Origin of the sequence: Pannus brasiliensis CCIBt3594 (assembly GCF_036688125.1) — a bacterium.
Classification (GTDB): domain Bacteria; phylum Cyanobacteriota; class Cyanobacteriia; order Cyanobacteriales; family Microcystaceae; genus Pannus; species Pannus brasiliensis.
In genome coordinates this window covers 13,153-28,949 of record NZ_JBAFSM010000016.1, presented here as the reverse complement: position 1 = coordinate 28,949, position 15,797 = coordinate 13,153, and the positions used below count along the sequence as shown (strand labels likewise).

Annotated in this window: 23 protein-coding genes; 11 read left to right on the top strand and 12 right to left on the bottom strand. The window is 50.6% G+C overall.

Annotated elements, in window-relative coordinates:
- Positions 1-114 precede the first annotated feature (114 nt).
- Both V0288_RS10250 and V0288_RS10245 read left to right on the top strand, forming a co-directional pair.
- Positions 115-270 carry a hypothetical protein gene (locus tag V0288_RS10250; protein ID WP_332864992.1) on the top strand — a complete coding sequence of 52 codons (156 nt, stop codon included), beginning with the start codon at positions 115-117 and terminating at the stop codon, positions 268-270.
- A gap of 201 nt (positions 271-471) precedes the next feature.
- Complete coding sequence (locus V0288_RS10245; RefSeq protein ID WP_332864991.1) at positions 472-936, top strand: hypothetical protein; 465 nt, start codon at positions 472-474, stop codon at positions 934-936.
- A gap of 440 nt (positions 937-1,376) precedes the next feature.
- On the opposite strand, the gene V0288_RS10240 is transcribed toward V0288_RS10245, so the two are convergent.
- Complete coding sequence (locus V0288_RS10240; protein ID WP_332865047.1) at positions 1,377-1,721, bottom strand: transposase; 345 nt, start codon at positions 1,719-1,721, stop codon at positions 1,377-1,379.
- Between the two features lie 17 nt (positions 1,722-1,738).
- Complete coding sequence (locus tag V0288_RS10235; RefSeq protein WP_332864990.1) at positions 1,739-2,122, bottom strand: IS5 family transposase; 384 nt, start codon at positions 2,120-2,122, stop codon at positions 1,739-1,741.
- A gap of 490 nt (positions 2,123-2,612) precedes the next feature.
- Here V0288_RS10235 and epsC point away from each other — a divergent pair, with 490 nt between their 5' ends.
- The 5 genes from epsC (at position 2,613) to V0288_RS10210 (ending at position 6,008) form a co-directional block, all read left to right on the top strand.
- Entirely contained in the window at positions 2,613-3,290 is a 678-nt protein-coding gene (gene epsC / locus V0288_RS10230; protein WP_332864989.1) for a serine O-acetyltransferase EpsC, read from the top strand.
- Between the two features lie 32 nt (positions 3,291-3,322).
- Positions 3,323-3,898 (top strand): Crp/Fnr family transcriptional regulator, encoded by a 576-nt coding sequence (locus V0288_RS10225; RefSeq protein ID WP_332864988.1) that lies wholly within the window; start codon positions 3,323-3,325, stop codon positions 3,896-3,898.
- A gap of 30 nt (positions 3,899-3,928) precedes the next feature.
- Positions 3,929-4,576 carry a cadmium resistance transporter gene (locus V0288_RS10220; protein WP_332864987.1) on the top strand — a complete coding sequence of 216 codons (648 nt, stop codon included), beginning with the start codon at positions 3,929-3,931 and terminating at the stop codon, positions 4,574-4,576.
- A 3-nt stretch (positions 4,577-4,579) separates the two neighbouring features.
- Positions 4,580-5,404 (top strand): prohibitin family protein, encoded by an 825-nt coding sequence (locus tag V0288_RS10215; RefSeq protein ID WP_332864986.1) that lies wholly within the window; start codon positions 4,580-4,582, stop codon positions 5,402-5,404.
- Between the two features lie 199 nt (positions 5,405-5,603).
- Positions 5,604-6,008 (top strand): YidH family protein, encoded by a 405-nt coding sequence (locus V0288_RS10210; RefSeq protein ID WP_332864985.1) that lies wholly within the window; start codon positions 5,604-5,606, stop codon positions 6,006-6,008.
- 72 nt (positions 6,009-6,080) lie between these two features.
- Here V0288_RS10210 and V0288_RS10205 read toward each other — a convergent pair whose 3' ends face one another.
- From V0288_RS10205 to V0288_RS10190, 4 genes are all read right to left on the bottom strand, one after another.
- Positions 6,081-6,350 carry a hypothetical protein gene (locus V0288_RS10205; RefSeq protein ID WP_332864984.1) on the bottom strand — a complete coding sequence of 90 codons (270 nt, stop codon included), beginning with the start codon at positions 6,348-6,350 and terminating at the stop codon, positions 6,081-6,083.
- 174 nt (positions 6,351-6,524) lie between these two features.
- Complete coding sequence (locus V0288_RS10200; protein WP_332864983.1) at positions 6,525-6,815, bottom strand: hypothetical protein; 291 nt, start codon at positions 6,813-6,815, stop codon at positions 6,525-6,527.
- Between the two features lie 16 nt (positions 6,816-6,831).
- Positions 6,832-7,533 (bottom strand): TerC family protein, encoded by a 702-nt coding sequence (locus tag V0288_RS10195; protein WP_332864982.1) that lies wholly within the window; start codon positions 7,531-7,533, stop codon positions 6,832-6,834.
- 44 nt (positions 7,534-7,577) lie between these two features.
- Positions 7,578-8,249, bottom strand: a complete 672-nt coding sequence (locus tag V0288_RS10190; RefSeq protein ID WP_332864981.1) for a DUF1003 domain-containing protein — start codon at positions 8,247-8,249, stop codon at positions 7,578-7,580.
- A 266-nt stretch (positions 8,250-8,515) separates the two neighbouring features.
- Here V0288_RS10190 and V0288_RS10185 point away from each other — a divergent pair, with 266 nt between their 5' ends.
- Together V0288_RS10185 and V0288_RS10180 are read left to right on the top strand one after the other, a co-directional pair.
- Positions 8,516-9,112 (top strand): pentapeptide repeat-containing protein, encoded by a 597-nt coding sequence (locus V0288_RS10185; RefSeq protein ID WP_332864980.1) that lies wholly within the window; start codon positions 8,516-8,518, stop codon positions 9,110-9,112.
- A 43-nt stretch (positions 9,113-9,155) separates the two neighbouring features.
- Complete coding sequence (locus tag V0288_RS10180; RefSeq protein ID WP_332864979.1) at positions 9,156-9,866, top strand: ATP-binding cassette domain-containing protein; 711 nt, start codon at positions 9,156-9,158, stop codon at positions 9,864-9,866.
- Between the two features lie 11 nt (positions 9,867-9,877).
- Here V0288_RS10180 and V0288_RS10175 read toward each other — a convergent pair whose 3' ends face one another.
- Positions 9,878-10,903, bottom strand: coding sequence for a sulfate/molybdate ABC transporter ATP-binding protein (locus V0288_RS10175; RefSeq protein WP_332864978.1), 1,026 nt, complete (start codon positions 10,901-10,903; stop codon positions 9,878-9,880).
- 304 nt (positions 10,904-11,207) lie between these two features.
- Here V0288_RS10175 and V0288_RS10170 point away from each other — a divergent pair, with 304 nt between their 5' ends.
- Positions 11,208-12,005, top strand: a complete 798-nt coding sequence (locus V0288_RS10170; RefSeq protein WP_332864977.1) for a sulfite exporter TauE/SafE family protein — start codon at positions 11,208-11,210, stop codon at positions 12,003-12,005.
- Between the two features lie 36 nt (positions 12,006-12,041).
- Here V0288_RS10170 and V0288_RS10165 read toward each other — a convergent pair whose 3' ends face one another.
- The 5 genes from V0288_RS10165 to V0288_RS10145 form a co-directional block, all read right to left on the bottom strand.
- Positions 12,042-12,494: an HNH endonuclease gene (locus tag V0288_RS10165; protein WP_332864976.1), complete on the bottom strand. Its 453-nt coding sequence runs from the start codon at positions 12,492-12,494 to the stop codon at positions 12,042-12,044.
- Positions 12,484-12,723 (bottom strand): hypothetical protein, encoded by a 240-nt coding sequence (locus tag V0288_RS10160; protein WP_332864975.1) that lies wholly within the window; start codon positions 12,721-12,723, stop codon positions 12,484-12,486. The genes V0288_RS10165 and V0288_RS10160 overlap by 11 nt, the downstream gene beginning before the upstream one ends.
- Before the next feature lie 39 nt (positions 12,724-12,762).
- The gene (locus V0288_RS10155; RefSeq protein ID WP_332864974.1) at positions 12,763-12,984 is read right to left on the bottom strand and encodes a hypothetical protein; all 222 of its coding nucleotides are present in this window, start codon (positions 12,982-12,984) and stop codon (positions 12,763-12,765) included.
- 326 nt (positions 12,985-13,310) lie between these two features.
- Positions 13,311-13,814, bottom strand: a complete 504-nt coding sequence (locus V0288_RS10150; protein WP_332864973.1) for a hypothetical protein — start codon at positions 13,812-13,814, stop codon at positions 13,311-13,313.
- A gap of 101 nt (positions 13,815-13,915) precedes the next feature.
- Positions 13,916-14,836, bottom strand: a complete 921-nt coding sequence (locus tag V0288_RS10145) for a LysR substrate-binding domain-containing protein (protein ID WP_422661953.1) — start codon at positions 14,834-14,836, stop codon at positions 13,916-13,918.
- Between the two features lie 145 nt (positions 14,837-14,981).
- Between V0288_RS10145 and V0288_RS10140 the strand changes: the two genes are divergently transcribed.
- Positions 14,982-15,692, top strand: coding sequence for a cadmium resistance transporter (locus tag V0288_RS10140; protein WP_332864971.1), 711 nt, complete (start codon positions 14,982-14,984; stop codon positions 15,690-15,692).
- Positions 15,693-15,797 lie beyond the last annotated feature (105 nt).

Here is a 15,797-nt window from a genome sequence, read left to right as displayed (position 1 = left end):
AGTTGCCTTCGGTCTCTATTCTAACAACTCAACATTAAGCTTGGTGTATCTCCGGAATATCCCGTAATTTCTTCAAGGCGAGAGCGCCGGCCCGATCGCCACGATCCGGAAAGCTTGGTCTTTCCCGCCCCCACCGGTAAGACGATCGACGACCACACTTTCCGCCGCAGAGCGTGGAAAAAGATTCTCGCCGGTTTAGGGATCGAGTATCGCAAACCTTACGCCACGAGACATACCGCGATTAGCCACGCTAATCGCGAACGGTGCTAACCCTCTGGCGGTCGCGGAGGCCACCGGACACGATCCCCAAATTCTCTTCAAATATTACGCTTCTGTCATACAGCGTTCGGCGGTAATGGTCGAGTTCTAGGAAATCGAGAGAACCGGCGAGCGGGAGTCGGCTAACGCCGCTCGCTTTAGCGATCCTGAACGCTCGCGAAAAGTACCGCCCGCTAAAAAAGGAGAAAGATCATGTTCACCACCATCAATGAATCCCTCTTCCCGATTTTCCTGTTCCTCCTCTACTTCTGCGCGATTTCGGTCACGCTTACCCGTCGATCAAGTGCGTCGGAAGCGAGCGGGAGTATGAGGGAAACCCCTTCCGCGCCGGACTCGGAAATCGAGATGAACGCCCCGACAATCGATCGGGAAATCGAGCCGGTTCCCGACGGGGAAAGTCAGGGGTTCGATCGAGAGGATAGCGATCTCCTTCCAACCGAGATTCTTATCGATAAGCTGACGAAACGCTCCTGCCGAAAAATCTGCAAGCCCCTCGGTATCCGACAGACCCGCGGCAAAACCGAGAAGCCGCTAACCTCCGTCAAAGCCGAAATCCGAGAACTCTTGCGCGAGAACCCAGCAAGAGTCCGATCGGTGATCGAGGCGAATCTTCCCGAACTTCTGCCCGCACCCGATCGCAAATCGGGAATCGCGTGAGATAGCCGGTTAAAAATCATTCGGGGCAGGAACGGATTGCCAGAGCGCGATCGCCCGCCCCGATCGATTTAACCCGAACTCGACTGAATTATTTGCCGTGTCAACCCGTCCCGATCGACGGGCTTTTTTGTAATTGGATAAACCGTCATGATACTAACCACAATAGCCTCGAAAGAACTTTTCGCGGATCGTCTCGATCGAATCCATCGGGAAACCGAAAATTTAACTCGAACTCTCACCATATTAGAGGCTCGAAAACAGCGAATAACGGAACGATTAAACTAGGTGAGTATCGCACTAGAACCGCCGTGTGATGAACGCATGGAGTTTTCGGTCTGACATGGTTAAGAGAGCGTTCGTAAATGAAGATTAAGCGTGGCTCGGCTCCTTCTTCAATCTTCGTCGTTGATTATCGGTTAAACGGCGAATCATTAGGCGTATCATGGCAATAAAACGACTGCCTCATGATTCTCCGGTAGTTCCTCATAATCCCGGCACAATCGTCTAGATTTATCCAACCAAGACAAAGTTCTCTCTACTATCCATCGCCAGGGAGCGACGACAAAACCTTCCCCCAACTTTCCGGCGATCTCTAGTACGCATTGGTGGGCGGCTTCGAGCCGGGCCCCGACTTCTCCCTGATACGCTCCATCGGCCAATACTTTTTCCACTCTGACCGAAACCTCCAAAAGGGGTTCGAGAACGGTACTGACGGCTTTCACATCAGCTAGATTGGCGGCACTCACAAAGCAAGTTAGCACTAATCCGAGAGTATCCACTACTATATGGCGTTTTCGACCTTTTATTTTCTTATTCCCGTCGAAGCCTTGTTCATCCCCTTTTTTTCCGCCGTTCTTACTGATTGGCTATCTATTATAACTAAGCTCGGTTCTTCGTCCCGGACCTCACTACGTCTGACCAGTTTTACCAAATGGTCATTCATCTTTTTCCAGAGACCTGTCTTGACCCAGTGACTGTAGTAATCGTATACGGTTGACCACGGCGGTAGATCGTGAGGCATGGCTCGCCACTTGATCCCGTTATCGACCCAATAGAAAATCGCATTGAGAATTTCCCGCGTATTTACGGTACGCGGATGACCAACTCCTTGATGGACAGGGATTAAGGGTTTGAGGATTTCCCACTCATCATCGGTCAGATCGGACGGATAGGGCTGTCTTTCCATCGACTTGTCTTTTCTTTTTCTCTATTTCTGGCTTACAACTTTTTTTTCGCTCCCGTCCACCTTCTTTACATTAATTTACGAACGCTTTCTTAGAGGCGATCGGGGAACGAGAGAAAAACCGAGGAAGCACACCAGCACTAGGGCCAATACTTCTCGGATAACGCCATTCACTCGTTCACAAGAATACTGAAACCCTCGCAATTTCGTGGGCGAGAAACTCCAGGAAATCCTTAACCGAGAGGTATTGGCACTAGGGCGAGAAAACCCGCGAAACGACTTTCCATCCATCGCGGGGTCAGAGTCTTCCCCCGTTGAACGTTCCTGCTCATGACGATTCTCCTAAAGTTCCGATCAATAAATACTGCACATCGGTCAAGTTATCGTATTTTAAAACAATTCAAGGTCAGCCTTAAAATAAAAACTCTTATTTCCGATAAACTTATTGTATTATTGTACAAAAGACGTGTACGACAAACCGAGGTTGTAACTCATGACCACCCGCTCCCTAACCCCGGCCGAGCGTTTCGAGGAAGTGTTCCTGTCTCCCGGCAGACAGGCGCTCGCCCTGCACCATCTCGCGCGCGCCCTGTATCTCGCGCGTCTTCCCCTCTTGCCGCGTTTGCTATCGTGGGTCAACCGTTTTCTGACGGGCATCGAGATCCATCCGGGGGCGAGAATCGGTCGGGGGGTGCGGAGCGTTCACGGGATGGGAGTCGTGATCGGGGAAACGGCGATCGTCGGCGATCATGTCACGATCCGCGAGGGAGTCACCCTGGGAGGGACGGGTAAAGAGACCGGCAAACGCCATCCGTCGATCGGCGATCGAACCGTTATCGGCCCGGGGGCGAGGGTATTGGGAAATATCACGATCGGCGAGGACGTTTATATCGGGGCCGGGTCGGTGGTTTTAGGGGATGTCCCCGCGAATCGAACCGCGATCGGGGTTCCGGGACGGGTCATCGAACCGCTCGTCCCGGCGAACGGCGATCGCCCCGACGACGCGCGACGGGATTGGCAAGCGGAGACGATCCGATCGCTTTTCGAGCGCGCGCGATGTTTGGAGCGGGAGATCGAGAGCCTACGAACCGGCCCGAAAAAATCGCCGAACACCGCGAGAGCGCTCGCCGACACCGTTATCGAGGATTTCCTTCACGGTGCGGGCATTTAATCCGATCATTCACTTTTACCGGGTTTACCAGCATGACTATCGCCTCTTATCCCCCGACCCCGCATCTCTGGCATTTCGATAATCGATCGATCCTGCCCCTGAGAAATCAGAATTTCTGGAAGATCGAGAGCGGGGTCGTGAGAACCGCCACTTGGTTAGAAGACGGAACCCCGATCGTTCTCGGTCTGTGGGGGCCTGGCAACTTCGTGGGCAAAACCCTCGACAAGATCGACCCCTATCAGATCGAGTGCCTGTCTCCCGTACAGGCGATCTCGCTTCCCGTCGTGGATAACCATCAATTGGCGGGTATCCTCTCGGAACACCTACAACAAAGTCAAGAGCTAACGATCATCCGGAGCTATAAACGCACCGATACGATGCTGTTAAAACTTTTGGGCTGGCTGGCGAATCAGTTCGGGAAACAGACCACGACCGGACAGTTGATCGATGTGCGTCTCACCCATCAGGATCTCGCCGATTTATTAGGAACGACGAGGGTGACGATCACCCGCGCGCTCAATAGTCTCGAACAACAGGGTTCGATCGAGCGTCTCCCCGTCCACCGTCTTCTTCTGAGAGAGGAAGAGATCTGGCACTACGAGATTTAAGATGAAAGAGATTTTCTGTCTATCGCGCCGATGAATTGGTTATTCGCGTTATCGATCGCCTCGGTGACGAGTTTCGTGGCCACGAACCTCGATGACATTATCGTGCTAATGCTATTTTTCTCGCGGGCTAACGCGAGCTTCCGACCGCGGCAGATCGTTTTCGGTCAATATCTCGGCTTCACGCTGATCTTGCTGGCGAGTTCGATCGGGATAATCTTCGGTCTATTTATTTCTAAAAAATGGATCGGATTATTGGGGTTCGTTCCTCTGGCGATCGGGGTGAAACAATTGCTCGACCCCTCGGAAGACGAGGTTCAAGAGGTATCGATCGATCTCACTCCCGCGGAAAGTCGATCGAGATGGCGTTCCTTTTTCTCCCGGATTCCCCCGCGTACCTATCACGTCGCCGCGGTAACGGTGGCCAACGGGGGCGATAATATCGGGATTTACGTTTCCCTTTTCGCCAACAATCGCCCGATCGACGTTTCGATTATCGTGGGCATCTTTTATATTATGCTCGGCATTTGGTGCGCGCTCGCCTATTTCCTGATCACCCATCCTAAAATCGCTAAGTTATTAGCGGAATACGGACATAAAATTATTCCTTGGGTGTATATCTTTCTCGGAATTTATATATTGTTCGAGAGCGAATCCTATCGTATACTGTTTCCCGCGTAGCTTATGCCGAAAAATCGTCTATTCGCTAGATCGATAAATTTTGTTTTTATCCTAATAATTTTAGGGATTATTTTTAACCCTTTCGTGATCGTCAACGCGGGAGAAAGAGGGGTTTTAATGGTGTTCGGTCAAGTACAGGAACGAATTTTGAACGAGGGAATTCACGGAATTATTCCCGTGGTGAACACGGTGAGAAAACTCAGCGTCCGTATTCAAAAACAACAGATATCGGCGGAAGCATCCTCGAAAGATTTACAGGAAGTGTTCGCGGATGTCGCGCTAAACTGGCATATTTTACCGATGGAGGTCAATCGCATCTTTCAACAGATCGGCGATGAGACGACGGTGATCGATCGGGTGATCGATCCCGCGGTAGAGGAAATTCTCAAGGCGGTGATGGCTAAATATACCGCCGAGGAATTAATCACCAAGCGCGAGGAAGTCAAAGGAGAGGTCGATCGACGTTTGACCGAAAGATTGCAACACTATCATATCGGGGTCGATGACATCTCCCTCGTTCATGTCAACTTTTCCGAGCGGTTTACCGACGCGGTAGAAGCGAAACAGATCGCCGAACAGGAAGCGAAAAAAGCGGGTTTCGCCGTATTGAAAGCGATCAAAGAATCGGAAGCGAAAATCAATCTCGCCCGCGGGGAAGCGGAAGCCTATCGGATTCTGCAAGATTCCTTAACCCCGGAAATCCTGCGGAACAAAACGATCGATCGCTGGAACGGAAATCTTCCCCTCGTCACGGGCGAAAATACGTTAGAGACGATCGATCTGACCCGATCTCTGTTCGAGCGCGGGGTGAAAACGGCGAAACGGTAATCTTTTGTCGATTGGCAACGGTGAATCAATTACAGCCGTTTCTTGTAGACAAGATACAGAAATCAGGGGTTAGGGAGGCCGGCGGACAATAAAGGATAAATTCATCTCGTTCCGAATTAATAAAATAAACCGAATGTCCCCCGAGTATTCAAGAAACGCTGTAGTAGAATTACATCAATTATTAAAGCGGATTTTACCGATGCTATTTTTATCGCGAGAGAAAAATAACCGGAAAAAATTTAACGCCGATCGCTGGCGGGATCATTCCGCGAACGAGCGAACGTATCAATCGTGGATGCGCGGCTCGATCGCCCTGATGGGGTTCGGCATGGTGATCCTCCGTCTACGGTCGGGTTCCGTTCCCGTCGTCAATCTCGGTTGGATCTTGGGATTCCTATTCGCTATCGTCGGGCTGGTAACGGTCGTGATCGCGACGGGAAATTATTTTCGCGTCCGTCGGGCGATCGATACCGATACCTACGAACCCGCCGGGGTTTGGATAATCTACTTCAGTTTGGCGATAGCCTGTCTCGGCGCGGGAATTCTCTATTTCGTGGCCATCAATCCCGATATCGGGGGACTAGAAACCGTCGGATTCGACTAAAAACCCCGTCCGAGCGCGTCGGAAACGGGGCGAAGACGATCGATGTGGAAGGAATCGGATAAGATGCTCCGTTTAGCGCCCGTGATCCTCTACCCCTTCCCACGAGGGGGCGAAGGGCGAACAGGCCAGACTGCAAACGCGCCAGTTACCGCGGACAGGTACTCCCAAACGTTGACAGTAACCGTTTCCCCGTCCCTGAAAGTTATAGAACCGACAGTGACGACAGACAGAGGAACAAGCGACAACGTTCGGGAAAAGACGGGCCGCCAGATCGCTCGCCGAAAGCGTGGCGGGGGCGATCGGGGGCGGTTTCACGGGTAGAATCCGGGTAGTGTCTTTCAAGGGAGTCTCCGCGGTAAACAATCGATATACACAAAGCCCATCGACTTTTTGTATATAAAGAGATTATGCCACGGTGAACTCCCTGGAAGAGGTATAACGAGTCACGATCCGGGAAAAAATAATTTTGTCCAAGAATTTCGGGAAAAGAGGCGCGGTCGATCGGGCGGGAAATGGCTAGGGAACTCGAATTTCTAACTTGCTCTCGCTAACCCAACGGTGGACGAATTCCCCGTTTTTCTGACGTACCTTAATCCGGACGCGTTTGCTTCCTAGTCGCACGACTTCGGCGGGGATTTTCCGGACTTCCTCGAAATCCGATCGAGCTTGATAGTTCCAGATCACGCGCTGACCGATCGATAGCGCTCGTGGATTCGGGTTATTAGGAAATCCATCGGCTAGAGCGGGGAGATAGAACGCGAGACAAAGCAGGATCATCGCGGTAAATAGAATGGACTTTATCAACATTCCCTCGAAAAATTATTCATTCTAGTTCGATAACGACGCGTTTGGAAAATCCCCACGTTAAGATCGTCGCGACTAAGATTAATACCATCCATTCCGGGGGTAAATAAGCGGGATGACAAGCTTTCACGAGTAATTTCCCTCCCACTCCCAAAACGGTTAAATACGCGGCATCCTGAAGATAGACGAATTCGGCCAACCATCGGAGGAACAAACCGGTTAAAAATCGCAGGGCTAACACTCCCAGAATCCCTCCCGTCAGGAGAATCCATAAGCGATCGGACAGGGCGATCGCCGTTGTCACACTATCGAGAGAGAAGGCGAGATCGGTAAAGGCGATCAGAACAACCACGCGGCCGAAAGAATCGATCCCCGTCGCGGAAAGTTCGTTTTCTTCCGGGTTCTCCCCGGTAAATTTATTCCAAAAATGTTTTCCCGCTAACCACAAAAGGTAAACCGCACCGATCGCTTCTATCTGCCAGAACCGTACCGTCCAACTTGCGGTTAATAACATGACGATTCTTAGGAGAAACGCGCCCGTCAATCCCCAGTTTAAAGCGTGGCGTTGTTGTCGGCGATCGGGAATCTCTCGGACTAAGGTGGCGAGGGCGACGGCATTATCGGCCGAGAGGATCGTTTCTAAAACGACTAATGCGAGAATGATTCCGAAAGTTTCTAGAGATAGATTTTCCGCGAGGCGATCGTGTAAACCGGATAACATCGCTCGTGCGCGCTCCTGTACGGTGGATAGGGAGATTCAACTATTTACAGTTCGTCGGATTCCAGTTGTCGGTATAGATTTAACGCCTGATTAGGGGACGGGGGGGCGATCGGTAGGGGTTTAAAGAGAACTCCGTCGAAAGTGACGAGAGGGAGGGAATTGACGGTCGTTTTTTCCTCTATTCGGGTGGAAACGTTTTTTTCTTCCGCTACGGTCGCGTTGTCGGCGATCGAGAGTCGGGCTTGCAGTTCGTCGATCTTGCGGTGCAATAATTCGATACTTTCGGCGGTTCGTACATTGACGAGATGATTGTTAGCGGCCTGTTCGCGTTCTTCGTCGGATTGCCGGTTCTGACTCATCAGCACTACCGGCGCGGTATAGGCCGAGGCGAAAGAAAACATCAGATTGAGTAGGATAAAGGGCGATTCGTCCCAGTGGGGGAGTCCGGGGATGGTATTCGCGCCGATCCATCCGGTCAATACCACCGTCTGACCGATCACGAACGTCCAGGAACCCACTCTCGCGGCCATCGCGTCGGCGAGTTTCTGCCCGAACGTCAATTTCGAGGTTGAAACGGTTTCGGGGGCTTTCGTCGGGAGATTATCGCGATCGGGGGACGTTTTCGCGGGGCGATCGCCGGGAGTTCGTTCTTGGCGGGCGTGAATTATCGGTTTTTCCCGCTCGACGGGGGTCTGTCGGGGACGCGCTAGGGTCATCTTTCCTTCCTTTCCCGAATGTTTTCCGGTTGGTTCGGGTACAAGTTCATCTTAAGAAGCGTAATTCATAAAATCAAATATTCTTAGTTGTCATATTAATAAATAAAAGTGATTATAAAATTTTGCTTCTCTCGTCGCTGAATAAATTAAATTTATCAATTTAAAAAATAAGAATATTTGTTTTTATGAAAAAACCTCTCTACAGTAAAGGCAGGCGCTCGATCGAGCGAAACCGAAACACCGATTCTCTATCGAGGAAAACCATCATGAAACAACTATCGACTTCCTGCCGCCGTATTCTGGGAGCGCTCCTTATCACCCTACTCGTCAGTTTTTCCCTTTTCGGGCCGGCCGCGAGAGCGGCTAGATTAGACGCGACGACCGCAACTCCCGTGACCGCTCCCGTGACCGCGCCGGTGGTCACTCCCCCTCCCGTAGTCGCCCCGATTCCCCCGGTCAAAGATAATCTTCAAACCTTACGGGAAACGAACGCCTGTGTCGGGTGCGATTTCGGCGGTGTTAGTCTGAAAGATCTGAATCTGCGCTCGGCCAATCTGGAAGGCGCGAACCTTAGCGGGGCCGACCTCGAAAGAACGAATCTAGAGGGCGCGAATCTGAAAGGCGCGAACCTATCCGGGGCCGATCTCGGGAAAACCGCCCTCGCGGGAGCAGATTTAACGGGCGCGAATCTTTTCGGCGCGGATCTGGAGAAATCCGACCTGCAAGGAGCGAATCTATCCGGGGCCGACCTGCAAGAAGCCGATCTGGAAAAAGTCAATCTGACCGACGCTACACTAGAGGGAGCGAACCTCCGTGGCGCGGACGGGGAAGACGCGATCGGTGTCGATCCGACTCTCTTCTAATTCGTTTCCGACATTCCTATCCCTGTCTTGGAGCGAAAAAGTTATGTCTATCTTTGTGGAAAATGTCTCCAAGCGAATCGCGGGCGATCCCATTCTCGATCGAGTTAACTTTCGGGTTCTCCCCGGTTCGATCGTCGCTCTGACGGGGATTTCCGGGTCGGGGAAAACCTCTCTTCTACGGCTGTTAGCGGGTCTAGAAACCGCCGATAGCGGTAGCGTCGAAACTTCTTCCCGAACGGTCTACGCGCATCCCGCCCCGTTCGAGAAATTAACCGTCCGCGAGAATATCGCCTTCGGTTTACAGATCCGCCACCGCTCGAAACGGGAAATTCGGGAAAAGGTGGAGGAAGTGCTTCAATTTTTGAATTTACAGGCACTAGGCGATCGGTATCCGGGTAAACTCTCCGCCGGCCATCGCCATCGCCTCGCGTTGGGTCGGGTAATGGCGATCGAACCCGACATTCTACTGCTCGATGAACCCTTCGATCTTCTCGATCCCGTCATCCGTCAGCGATCGAGTTCCTGGTTACGACAGCGAGCCGATCTTTTTGGAGCCACAATTCTCCTCGCCACCCGCCATTTAGAGATAGCGCGAGAGATCTGCGATCGTGCCCTCGTCCTCCACGAGGGGAGGATCGCCCGCGAGTATTCCCCGATCGATCCCTACGAGCTATTAGCCCTGAAAACATCCCTAGAGCTAGAGGAGCGGAAAAAACAAGACCGAGAGCGAGATTATTCCGTAACGATAGGGTAAAAACACATTTCTTACCGGTAATTCGTCTCGTTGGTTTCCGCGAAAACGCGAGCGCCGCGGGGACGAACGTGAACTTGATTCCCGACCTCGATATTCAGGTTCGCGAGTTGTTCCCGATCGAGGTGGGCGATGACGAGAGAGCGATCGGGTAAGGCTAATTCTACATCGACCGCCCAACCGAGATGGATAATCCGCGCGATCGAGGCGGTAACGGTGGCTTCCGCGGGAAAGGGAAGTACCTCCAGATCGTGGGGACGGATAAAAACGGTTTCCCCTCCCGAAATTTCTTCGGTGTTCTCGAAAAGCGCGGCGGTCGGCGGGAGGACGTTCACCTGTCCGATAAAACTCATCACGAAGGGGGATGCGGGATGATCGTAAATCTGCGCCGGGGTTCCCACCTGCTCGATTTTCCCCTCGTTAAAAATTACGATTTCGTCGGCCACCTCCATCGCTTCCTCTTGGTCGTGGGTGACGAAAACGCTGGTAACGTGGACTTCCTCGTGCAATTGTCGCAACCACGCGCGGAGTTCTTTCCGTACCTTGGCATCGAGCGCGCCGAAGGGTTCATCGAGGAGTAATACATCGGGTTCGACCGCTAATGCGCGCGCGAGGGCGACCCTCTGCCGTTGGCCTCCCGATAGTTGCGCCGGATAGCGATCGCCCAATCCTTGCAATTGGATCAACGCGAGTAAGTTCTCTACCCGTTCCTTAATATAGGCCGGCGAGGATTTGCGGATCTTTAGCCCGAAGGCGATATTCTGGCGGACGGTGAGGTGTTTAAAGAGGGCGTAGTGTTGGAAGACGAAGCCGATATTGCGTTTCCGAACGTTCAGATCGGTCGCATCCCGACCGTTGATAATGATCCGTCCGGTGTCCGGCGGTTCGAGTCCGGCGATCGCTCTGAGAAGGGTGGTTTTGCCCGAACCGGAAGGCCCTAACAGCGCGACGAGGCTATTCGGTTTGATTTCTAGGTTGATGTTTTCTAGAGCTTGGTAGGCTCCGAAGCGTTTGGAGACTCGATCGATAACGATACTCACTGACTCTATTCCTCTCCGCGTGAACGGTAACGTATTTTACAAAAACTCGATCGGAATAATGGGTTATCTCTCAAGATACCACTAAAAACCGGCGCGGGACACGGAACGTTACCGGTGCGTCTGCGTCGAGATCCTACAGGATAATCGCAAAAGTCTATCGATCTATCGTATTTTATTTTACCTTTCCTGGTAAAATACATTTAGTCGATATATTTTTTGTATTTATCGGAGGAAGGGTGATACGGGAACGACGGAAACAGGGGCGCGCACGGTTTTTCCCATTGCTAGGAGCGTGAGAGGGGGTATGGATTATTCTTTATTGGCTGTATTAAGCTTTTTTGTCGGGATTATTGTCGGATTAACGGGAATCGGCGGGGCTTCGCTGATCACGCCGATGCTGATCTTCGTGTTTCAGGTTCCGGCGACCACGGCCGTGGGTTCCGATGTGGTGGCCGCGGGTTTGATGAAGGTGGTGGGAAGTGTCCGTCACTGGCAACAGAAAACGATCGAGTTCGCGGTGGTGAAGTGGTTGGCGATCGGGAGTGTCCCTGGTTCTCTGCTAGGATTGGTTACTTTCCGCTATTTCCAGCACAGTGTCTTCTGGGATCTCGATCGGGTTCTCCCCCGCGCGATCGGCCTCGTCCTGTTGATCGTGACCGCGCTCGCGGCGATCGATCTGCTGATCTCCCTCCTTTTTCCGAGCGCGCGATCGATCTCTTTACCGAAGTTGAATTTAGACACTCGATCGGGCCGGACGATAGCGATCGTTCTAGGCGCGATTCTGGGCTATCTGGTGGGATTAACGAGTATTTCGAGCGGTTCTTTATTCGCGCTGGTGTTGATGACTTTTTTCCAACTGGACGCGCGGAAGTTGGTGGGGACGGATATTTCCCAAGCGTCGATCCTGTTAACCTGTACCTCGATCGGTCATCTAGGGTTGGGGACGGTGGACTGGTCGATCGTTCTGCCGATCTGGTTGGGCGCGCTACCGGGGGTACTGGTCGGGGCGAGATTATGCCAGTTTTTACCGAAAAACGCGCTACAGATTTTAATTTACGGTCTTCTCGTCTCGGTTAGTTGGCGGTTATTACAGACGGCTTGAAATTCGATCGTGTCCGGTTCCGAGAGCTTAGGTACACTAAAACTGGATCGGATCATCTGACGGGGGATGTAAACCAATTTTCAGCCAGAATCGTCTCGTTTCTCGAATCGAGTCATTTTCTGGGTAACGAGTATCGTTCAGATCGAGACGGATACAGGTAGCGCGACCGATCGCCGTGATTCCTTGAATAACAATACCCCGATCGAGCCAAATAAAATGTTCTCTCCACTCTTGCCGACGGGGATTAAAAAGAGGGACGATCTCTTGAGTTTCTGGATCGATACCCGCAACGAAATTGTAACGTCTCTCGTTACAGCGACGACAGGCTAGAGCGAGATTATCGCTATGATCGGAACCCCCCAAAGATCTCGGAATGATGTGATCGAACGTAAATCGATTGGCGCTCAACCGTTCTGGAGAATGGCAATACTCGCATACATAGTTAGCGCGTTCTCGGATAGCCCGCTTGATTTCATCGCTAATCGGCATTTTGAGCGGCGAGCATAGCGTTAATATGGGTGAAGATGCGATCTAACTCCCCGATCGCTTCTAGTTCATCGATCTCGTCGGCGGTTAGTCGATCGGCTTTTTTCTTTTCTAGAAGGCTCTCCATGCGGAGTTGCAGGGGCTCGCTGAATTTGAATAAACTCCAGTTTCCGACTTTCTCGATCTGGACTTCATGAATTAGCGAAGAGGGCTTATTAAGAATTGTAGTCATTTTTGCACCTAATTTAACAATTCAGATCGATGTTGACAGTTACGGGTTTATATCATCATTGTCCTCGGATAGAGTTCGAGTTTGTAGTTGTGCGAGTGCAGAAGCTAAATGGCTATCTTCCTCGGCGTACACGGCATTTAACTGTTGGGTGACTGTTCCACCGAAACCTTTTCTTGCCGCTCCTAGCCTTCTGATCCGTAAACGTGTCAAATCGTACTCTGCTCGTAAATCGTCTTCTAACTCTGGATTATCTGCGGTCATGTTTTTTCAGAGGCTCGTGTTAGTTATCGTTATCATCTAGATTCTAAAAGTTGAGCGAGTTTATGAGCCGCTTCATGGGAGTTGATAGGGGATACAATCGAATAGGTAGCTCCCGGTATTAAAGCGGGTTCTTCTTCTTTCGCTAGTTCCGCGACCAAAAATTGCATGACTTTTAGCTTGTCCGCACGGGTTAAGTTTCTCAGCGCGGGGAATAGTTCGGATGGTGTCATAAGATTTTGTACGACTCCTGATTTTACTATTTTTCCAAACTTTCCATGAATGGAACAACAAACGCATTAAACGGACTCGAAAATTATGACCAACTTCTACACTCTAAAAATTTCCATGTCAGAAACATTGTCTTGAAATACTGGTCTTAATAGACCAATAGAAATCGACTCACACCAAGTTAAACTTCTTTTCAAAGAAGTATTAAACTGCTTTGAATTTACTTCTTTATAATAAACACATATGTCATTATAAACATTTGCACGATCGTGAGATGCAAAAATACATCTTTCGTAATGATTAATTATCCATTTTAATTTATGGTGTCTCATACTAAAGGCTCTTTTTCCAATATTTTGGGCTTGTCCCACATAAAGAATTTGCGGATCGCACTCGTGAACGTATGCGTAAATTCCTGCTATTTGTGGAAGCTCGAAAAATTCGCGATCGCATAGATAATAGCTGTGCCATCCGAAAATATCTAATGAATTTCTATTTATATCCTCATCTTCATCCTCATCTTCATCCTCATCTTCATCCTCATCTTTTAATAACCGTTGTATTTTACCGTTTGTAAACCATTCAAGAGGAGTTAATGGCATAGGCAAATCAAGGGCTTTTAAAATCGAAAGCTATTATAGCATATAAAATCGATTTTGTGCTTTTGTTAATTTTTTGTAATCACTACTTTATTGTTACACTCTTACAACATCTGCTCGAAAACTTGACAGATGCGGGTTTGAAAGCGTTGGTTGTGCTTGATCTTGAGGAAAGGGCGGATGAATTCTAAAGTACGGGGAGAATCGCCCGATCGATCGACCACGCGGATCGATCGCAATGTCCCCAACTCCAACTCTTTCTTCACCATCAACTCGGAAATTCCCGCCGCGGAATGACTATTCTCGACGATCGCTTTCACCATCTCCCCCGTATTTAATACTAACGTCACCTTCAAGCGATCGAGATCGATCCCCCAATTCGATAAAGCTTCCTCGAATCGCTGTTGTGTTCCCGAACCCGATTCCCGCATCACCCAATCGGTTTCCATCAATTCCGGCAGTTCGATCGACTCCCGTTCGTACCAAGGATGGGAACGACCGACAATAATCACCAATCGATCGCTCCCGATAATATCGCGCTCCAAACAATTTTCTAAATCTTTCTTGACCTCTCCCTCGATTAAGGCTATATCGAAACGTCCGTTCGCGGTTCCGATACAGATTTCCTCCGTATTCGCGAGGGTACAATTAATCACGATCGCCGGATACTGTGACTGGAAATCGCTAATCTTTTCCGGTAGCCAATAGTTGCCGATCGTCAGACTCGATCCTAACTTCAACTCGCCCCGTTGTAGATTATTCAGTTCTCGTAGACCCCGCTCGGTTAGGGTCACTCGATCGAGAATCTGCCGCGCCTCGCGTTCTAACAATCGTCCCGTTTCCGTGATCTCGATGTGACGGCCGACCCGGTGGAATAACTTTACCCCGTACTCCGTTTCCAGGCTGGCGATCGCCGCGCTAACCGCCGGTTGCGTGATATACAACGCTTCCGCGGCGCGGGTGAAATGGAGATGTTCGGCTACCGCTAGAAAGATGTCTAGTTGGTCTAGGGTCATTCTCGCCATAGGTCTGCTGTGGATGGTCGCGGTCTTTCAATCATTTTAAATTATCAAAACGACAAAAAAGAATATTTGATTTTATAAATTTCTCTCCCTACAGTAAAAGATGAGTTCAGAGATTTAAAGCCGAGAGCCATTCCCCGAAAACACGATGACCCAGATTATTACCGCCATAACTACCGGTGTAGCGGCCTTTATCGCCACCAACCTCGATGACATCCTGATCCTGACCCTTCTTTTCACGCGAGTCAATCCGCTTTTCCGTCGCCGTCATATCGTCATCGGTCAGTATTTAGGTTTTAGCCTGCTTCTCGTGGCCAGCCTGACGGGATTTTGCGGTAGTTTCCTGATTCCCGTGGAATGGATTCGTTATCTCGGCCTGATTCCCGTCATTCTCGGAATTATGGCTCTGGTAAAAGGAGAGGATGGAGAAGAAGAAAATGTCGAGATCGATGCTGGAGCGGTGAACCGTTTCCCTCTCGGTCGTTGGCTTTCCCCGCAAACCTTCGGCGTGGCGGCCCTGACCGTCGCCAACGGGAGCGACAATATCGGCGTTTATACCCCCCTCTTCGCCAGTAGTAGCCTACCTAACCTGATGGCGATCGTCAGCGTGTTTTTATCTCTCGTCGGGGTCTGGTGTTTTACCGCGTACAAATTAACGAGTCTGCCGGCGGGCGCGCGGGGTTGGCGGAGTCAGATCGCTACCCTTCTCAACGATCAGGGCGCTACTTTCGTTCCCTGCGTCCTGATCGGTCTAGGAGTCTTTATCATCAAAGAAAATATCCCCCTCGCCTTTTTAGCGTTAGGGACGAGTTATCTGTGGGCGTTGTCCAATCGGGAAAACGGTTCGGAATCGGTCTGATACCGATTTTCAAAAATCATCCGATAGTTAGTCGATCCGCGCGCTCCAAACCCTTTGATTAGAAAGATGTAGAGCCTCGGATGTACCGCGCGATTCAAGAAAATT

Bases quoted from the DNA above. Each gene is read 5' to 3' on its own strand.
- V0288_RS10155 (WP_332864974.1), bottom strand. From the start codon at position 12,984: ATGACCGCAGATAATCCAGAGTTAGAAGACGATTTACGAGCAGAGTAC.
- V0288_RS10225 (WP_332864988.1), top strand. From the start codon at position 3,323: ATGACTATCGCCTCTTATCCCCCGACCCCGCATCTCTGGCATTTCGAT.
- V0288_RS10180 (WP_332864979.1), top strand. From the start codon at position 9,156: ATGTCTATCTTTGTGGAAAATGTCTCCAAGCGAATCGCGGGCGATCCC.
- V0288_RS10245 (WP_332864991.1), top strand. From the start codon at position 472: ATGTTCACCACCATCAATGAATCCCTCTTCCCGATTTTCCTGTTCCTC.
- V0288_RS10165 (WP_332864976.1), bottom strand. From the start codon at position 12,494: ATGCCGATTAGCGATGAAATCAAGCGGGCTATCCGAGAACGCGCTAAC.
- V0288_RS10145 (WP_422661953.1), bottom strand. From the start codon at position 14,836: ATGGCGAGAATGACCCTAGACCAACTAGACATCTTTCTAGCGGTAGCC.
- V0288_RS10140 (WP_332864971.1), top strand. From the start codon at position 14,982: ATGACCCAGATTATTACCGCCATAACTACCGGTGTAGCGGCCTTTATC.
- V0288_RS10150 (WP_332864973.1), bottom strand. From the start codon at position 13,814: ATGCCATTAACTCCTCTTGAATGGTTTACAAACGGTAAAATACAACGG.
- V0288_RS10210 (WP_332864985.1), top strand. From the start codon at position 5,604: ATGCTATTTTTATCGCGAGAGAAAAATAACCGGAAAAAATTTAACGCC.
- V0288_RS10185 (WP_332864980.1), top strand. From the start codon at position 8,516: ATGAAACAACTATCGACTTCCTGCCGCCGTATTCTGGGAGCGCTCCTT.
- V0288_RS10235 (WP_332864990.1), bottom strand. From the start codon at position 2,122: ATGGAAAGACAGCCCTATCCGTCCGATCTGACCGATGATGAGTGGGAA.
- V0288_RS10220 (WP_332864987.1), top strand. From the start codon at position 3,929: ATGAATTGGTTATTCGCGTTATCGATCGCCTCGGTGACGAGTTTCGTG.
- V0288_RS10170 (WP_332864977.1), top strand. From the start codon at position 11,208: ATGGATTATTCTTTATTGGCTGTATTAAGCTTTTTTGTCGGGATTATT.
- epsC (WP_332864989.1), top strand. From the start codon at position 2,613: ATGACCACCCGCTCCCTAACCCCGGCCGAGCGTTTCGAGGAAGTGTTC.
- V0288_RS10190 (WP_332864981.1), bottom strand. From the start codon at position 8,249: ATGACCCTAGCGCGTCCCCGACAGACCCCCGTCGAGCGGGAAAAACCG.
- V0288_RS10215 (WP_332864986.1), top strand. From the start codon at position 4,580: ATGCCGAAAAATCGTCTATTCGCTAGATCGATAAATTTTGTTTTTATC.
- V0288_RS10200 (WP_332864983.1), bottom strand. From the start codon at position 6,815: ATGTTGATAAAGTCCATTCTATTTACCGCGATGATCCTGCTTTGTCTC.
- V0288_RS10195 (WP_332864982.1), bottom strand. From the start codon at position 7,533: ATGTTATCCGGTTTACACGATCGCCTCGCGGAAAATCTATCTCTAGAA.
- V0288_RS10160 (WP_332864975.1), bottom strand. From the start codon at position 12,723: ATGACTACAATTCTTAATAAGCCCTCTTCGCTAATTCATGAAGTCCAG.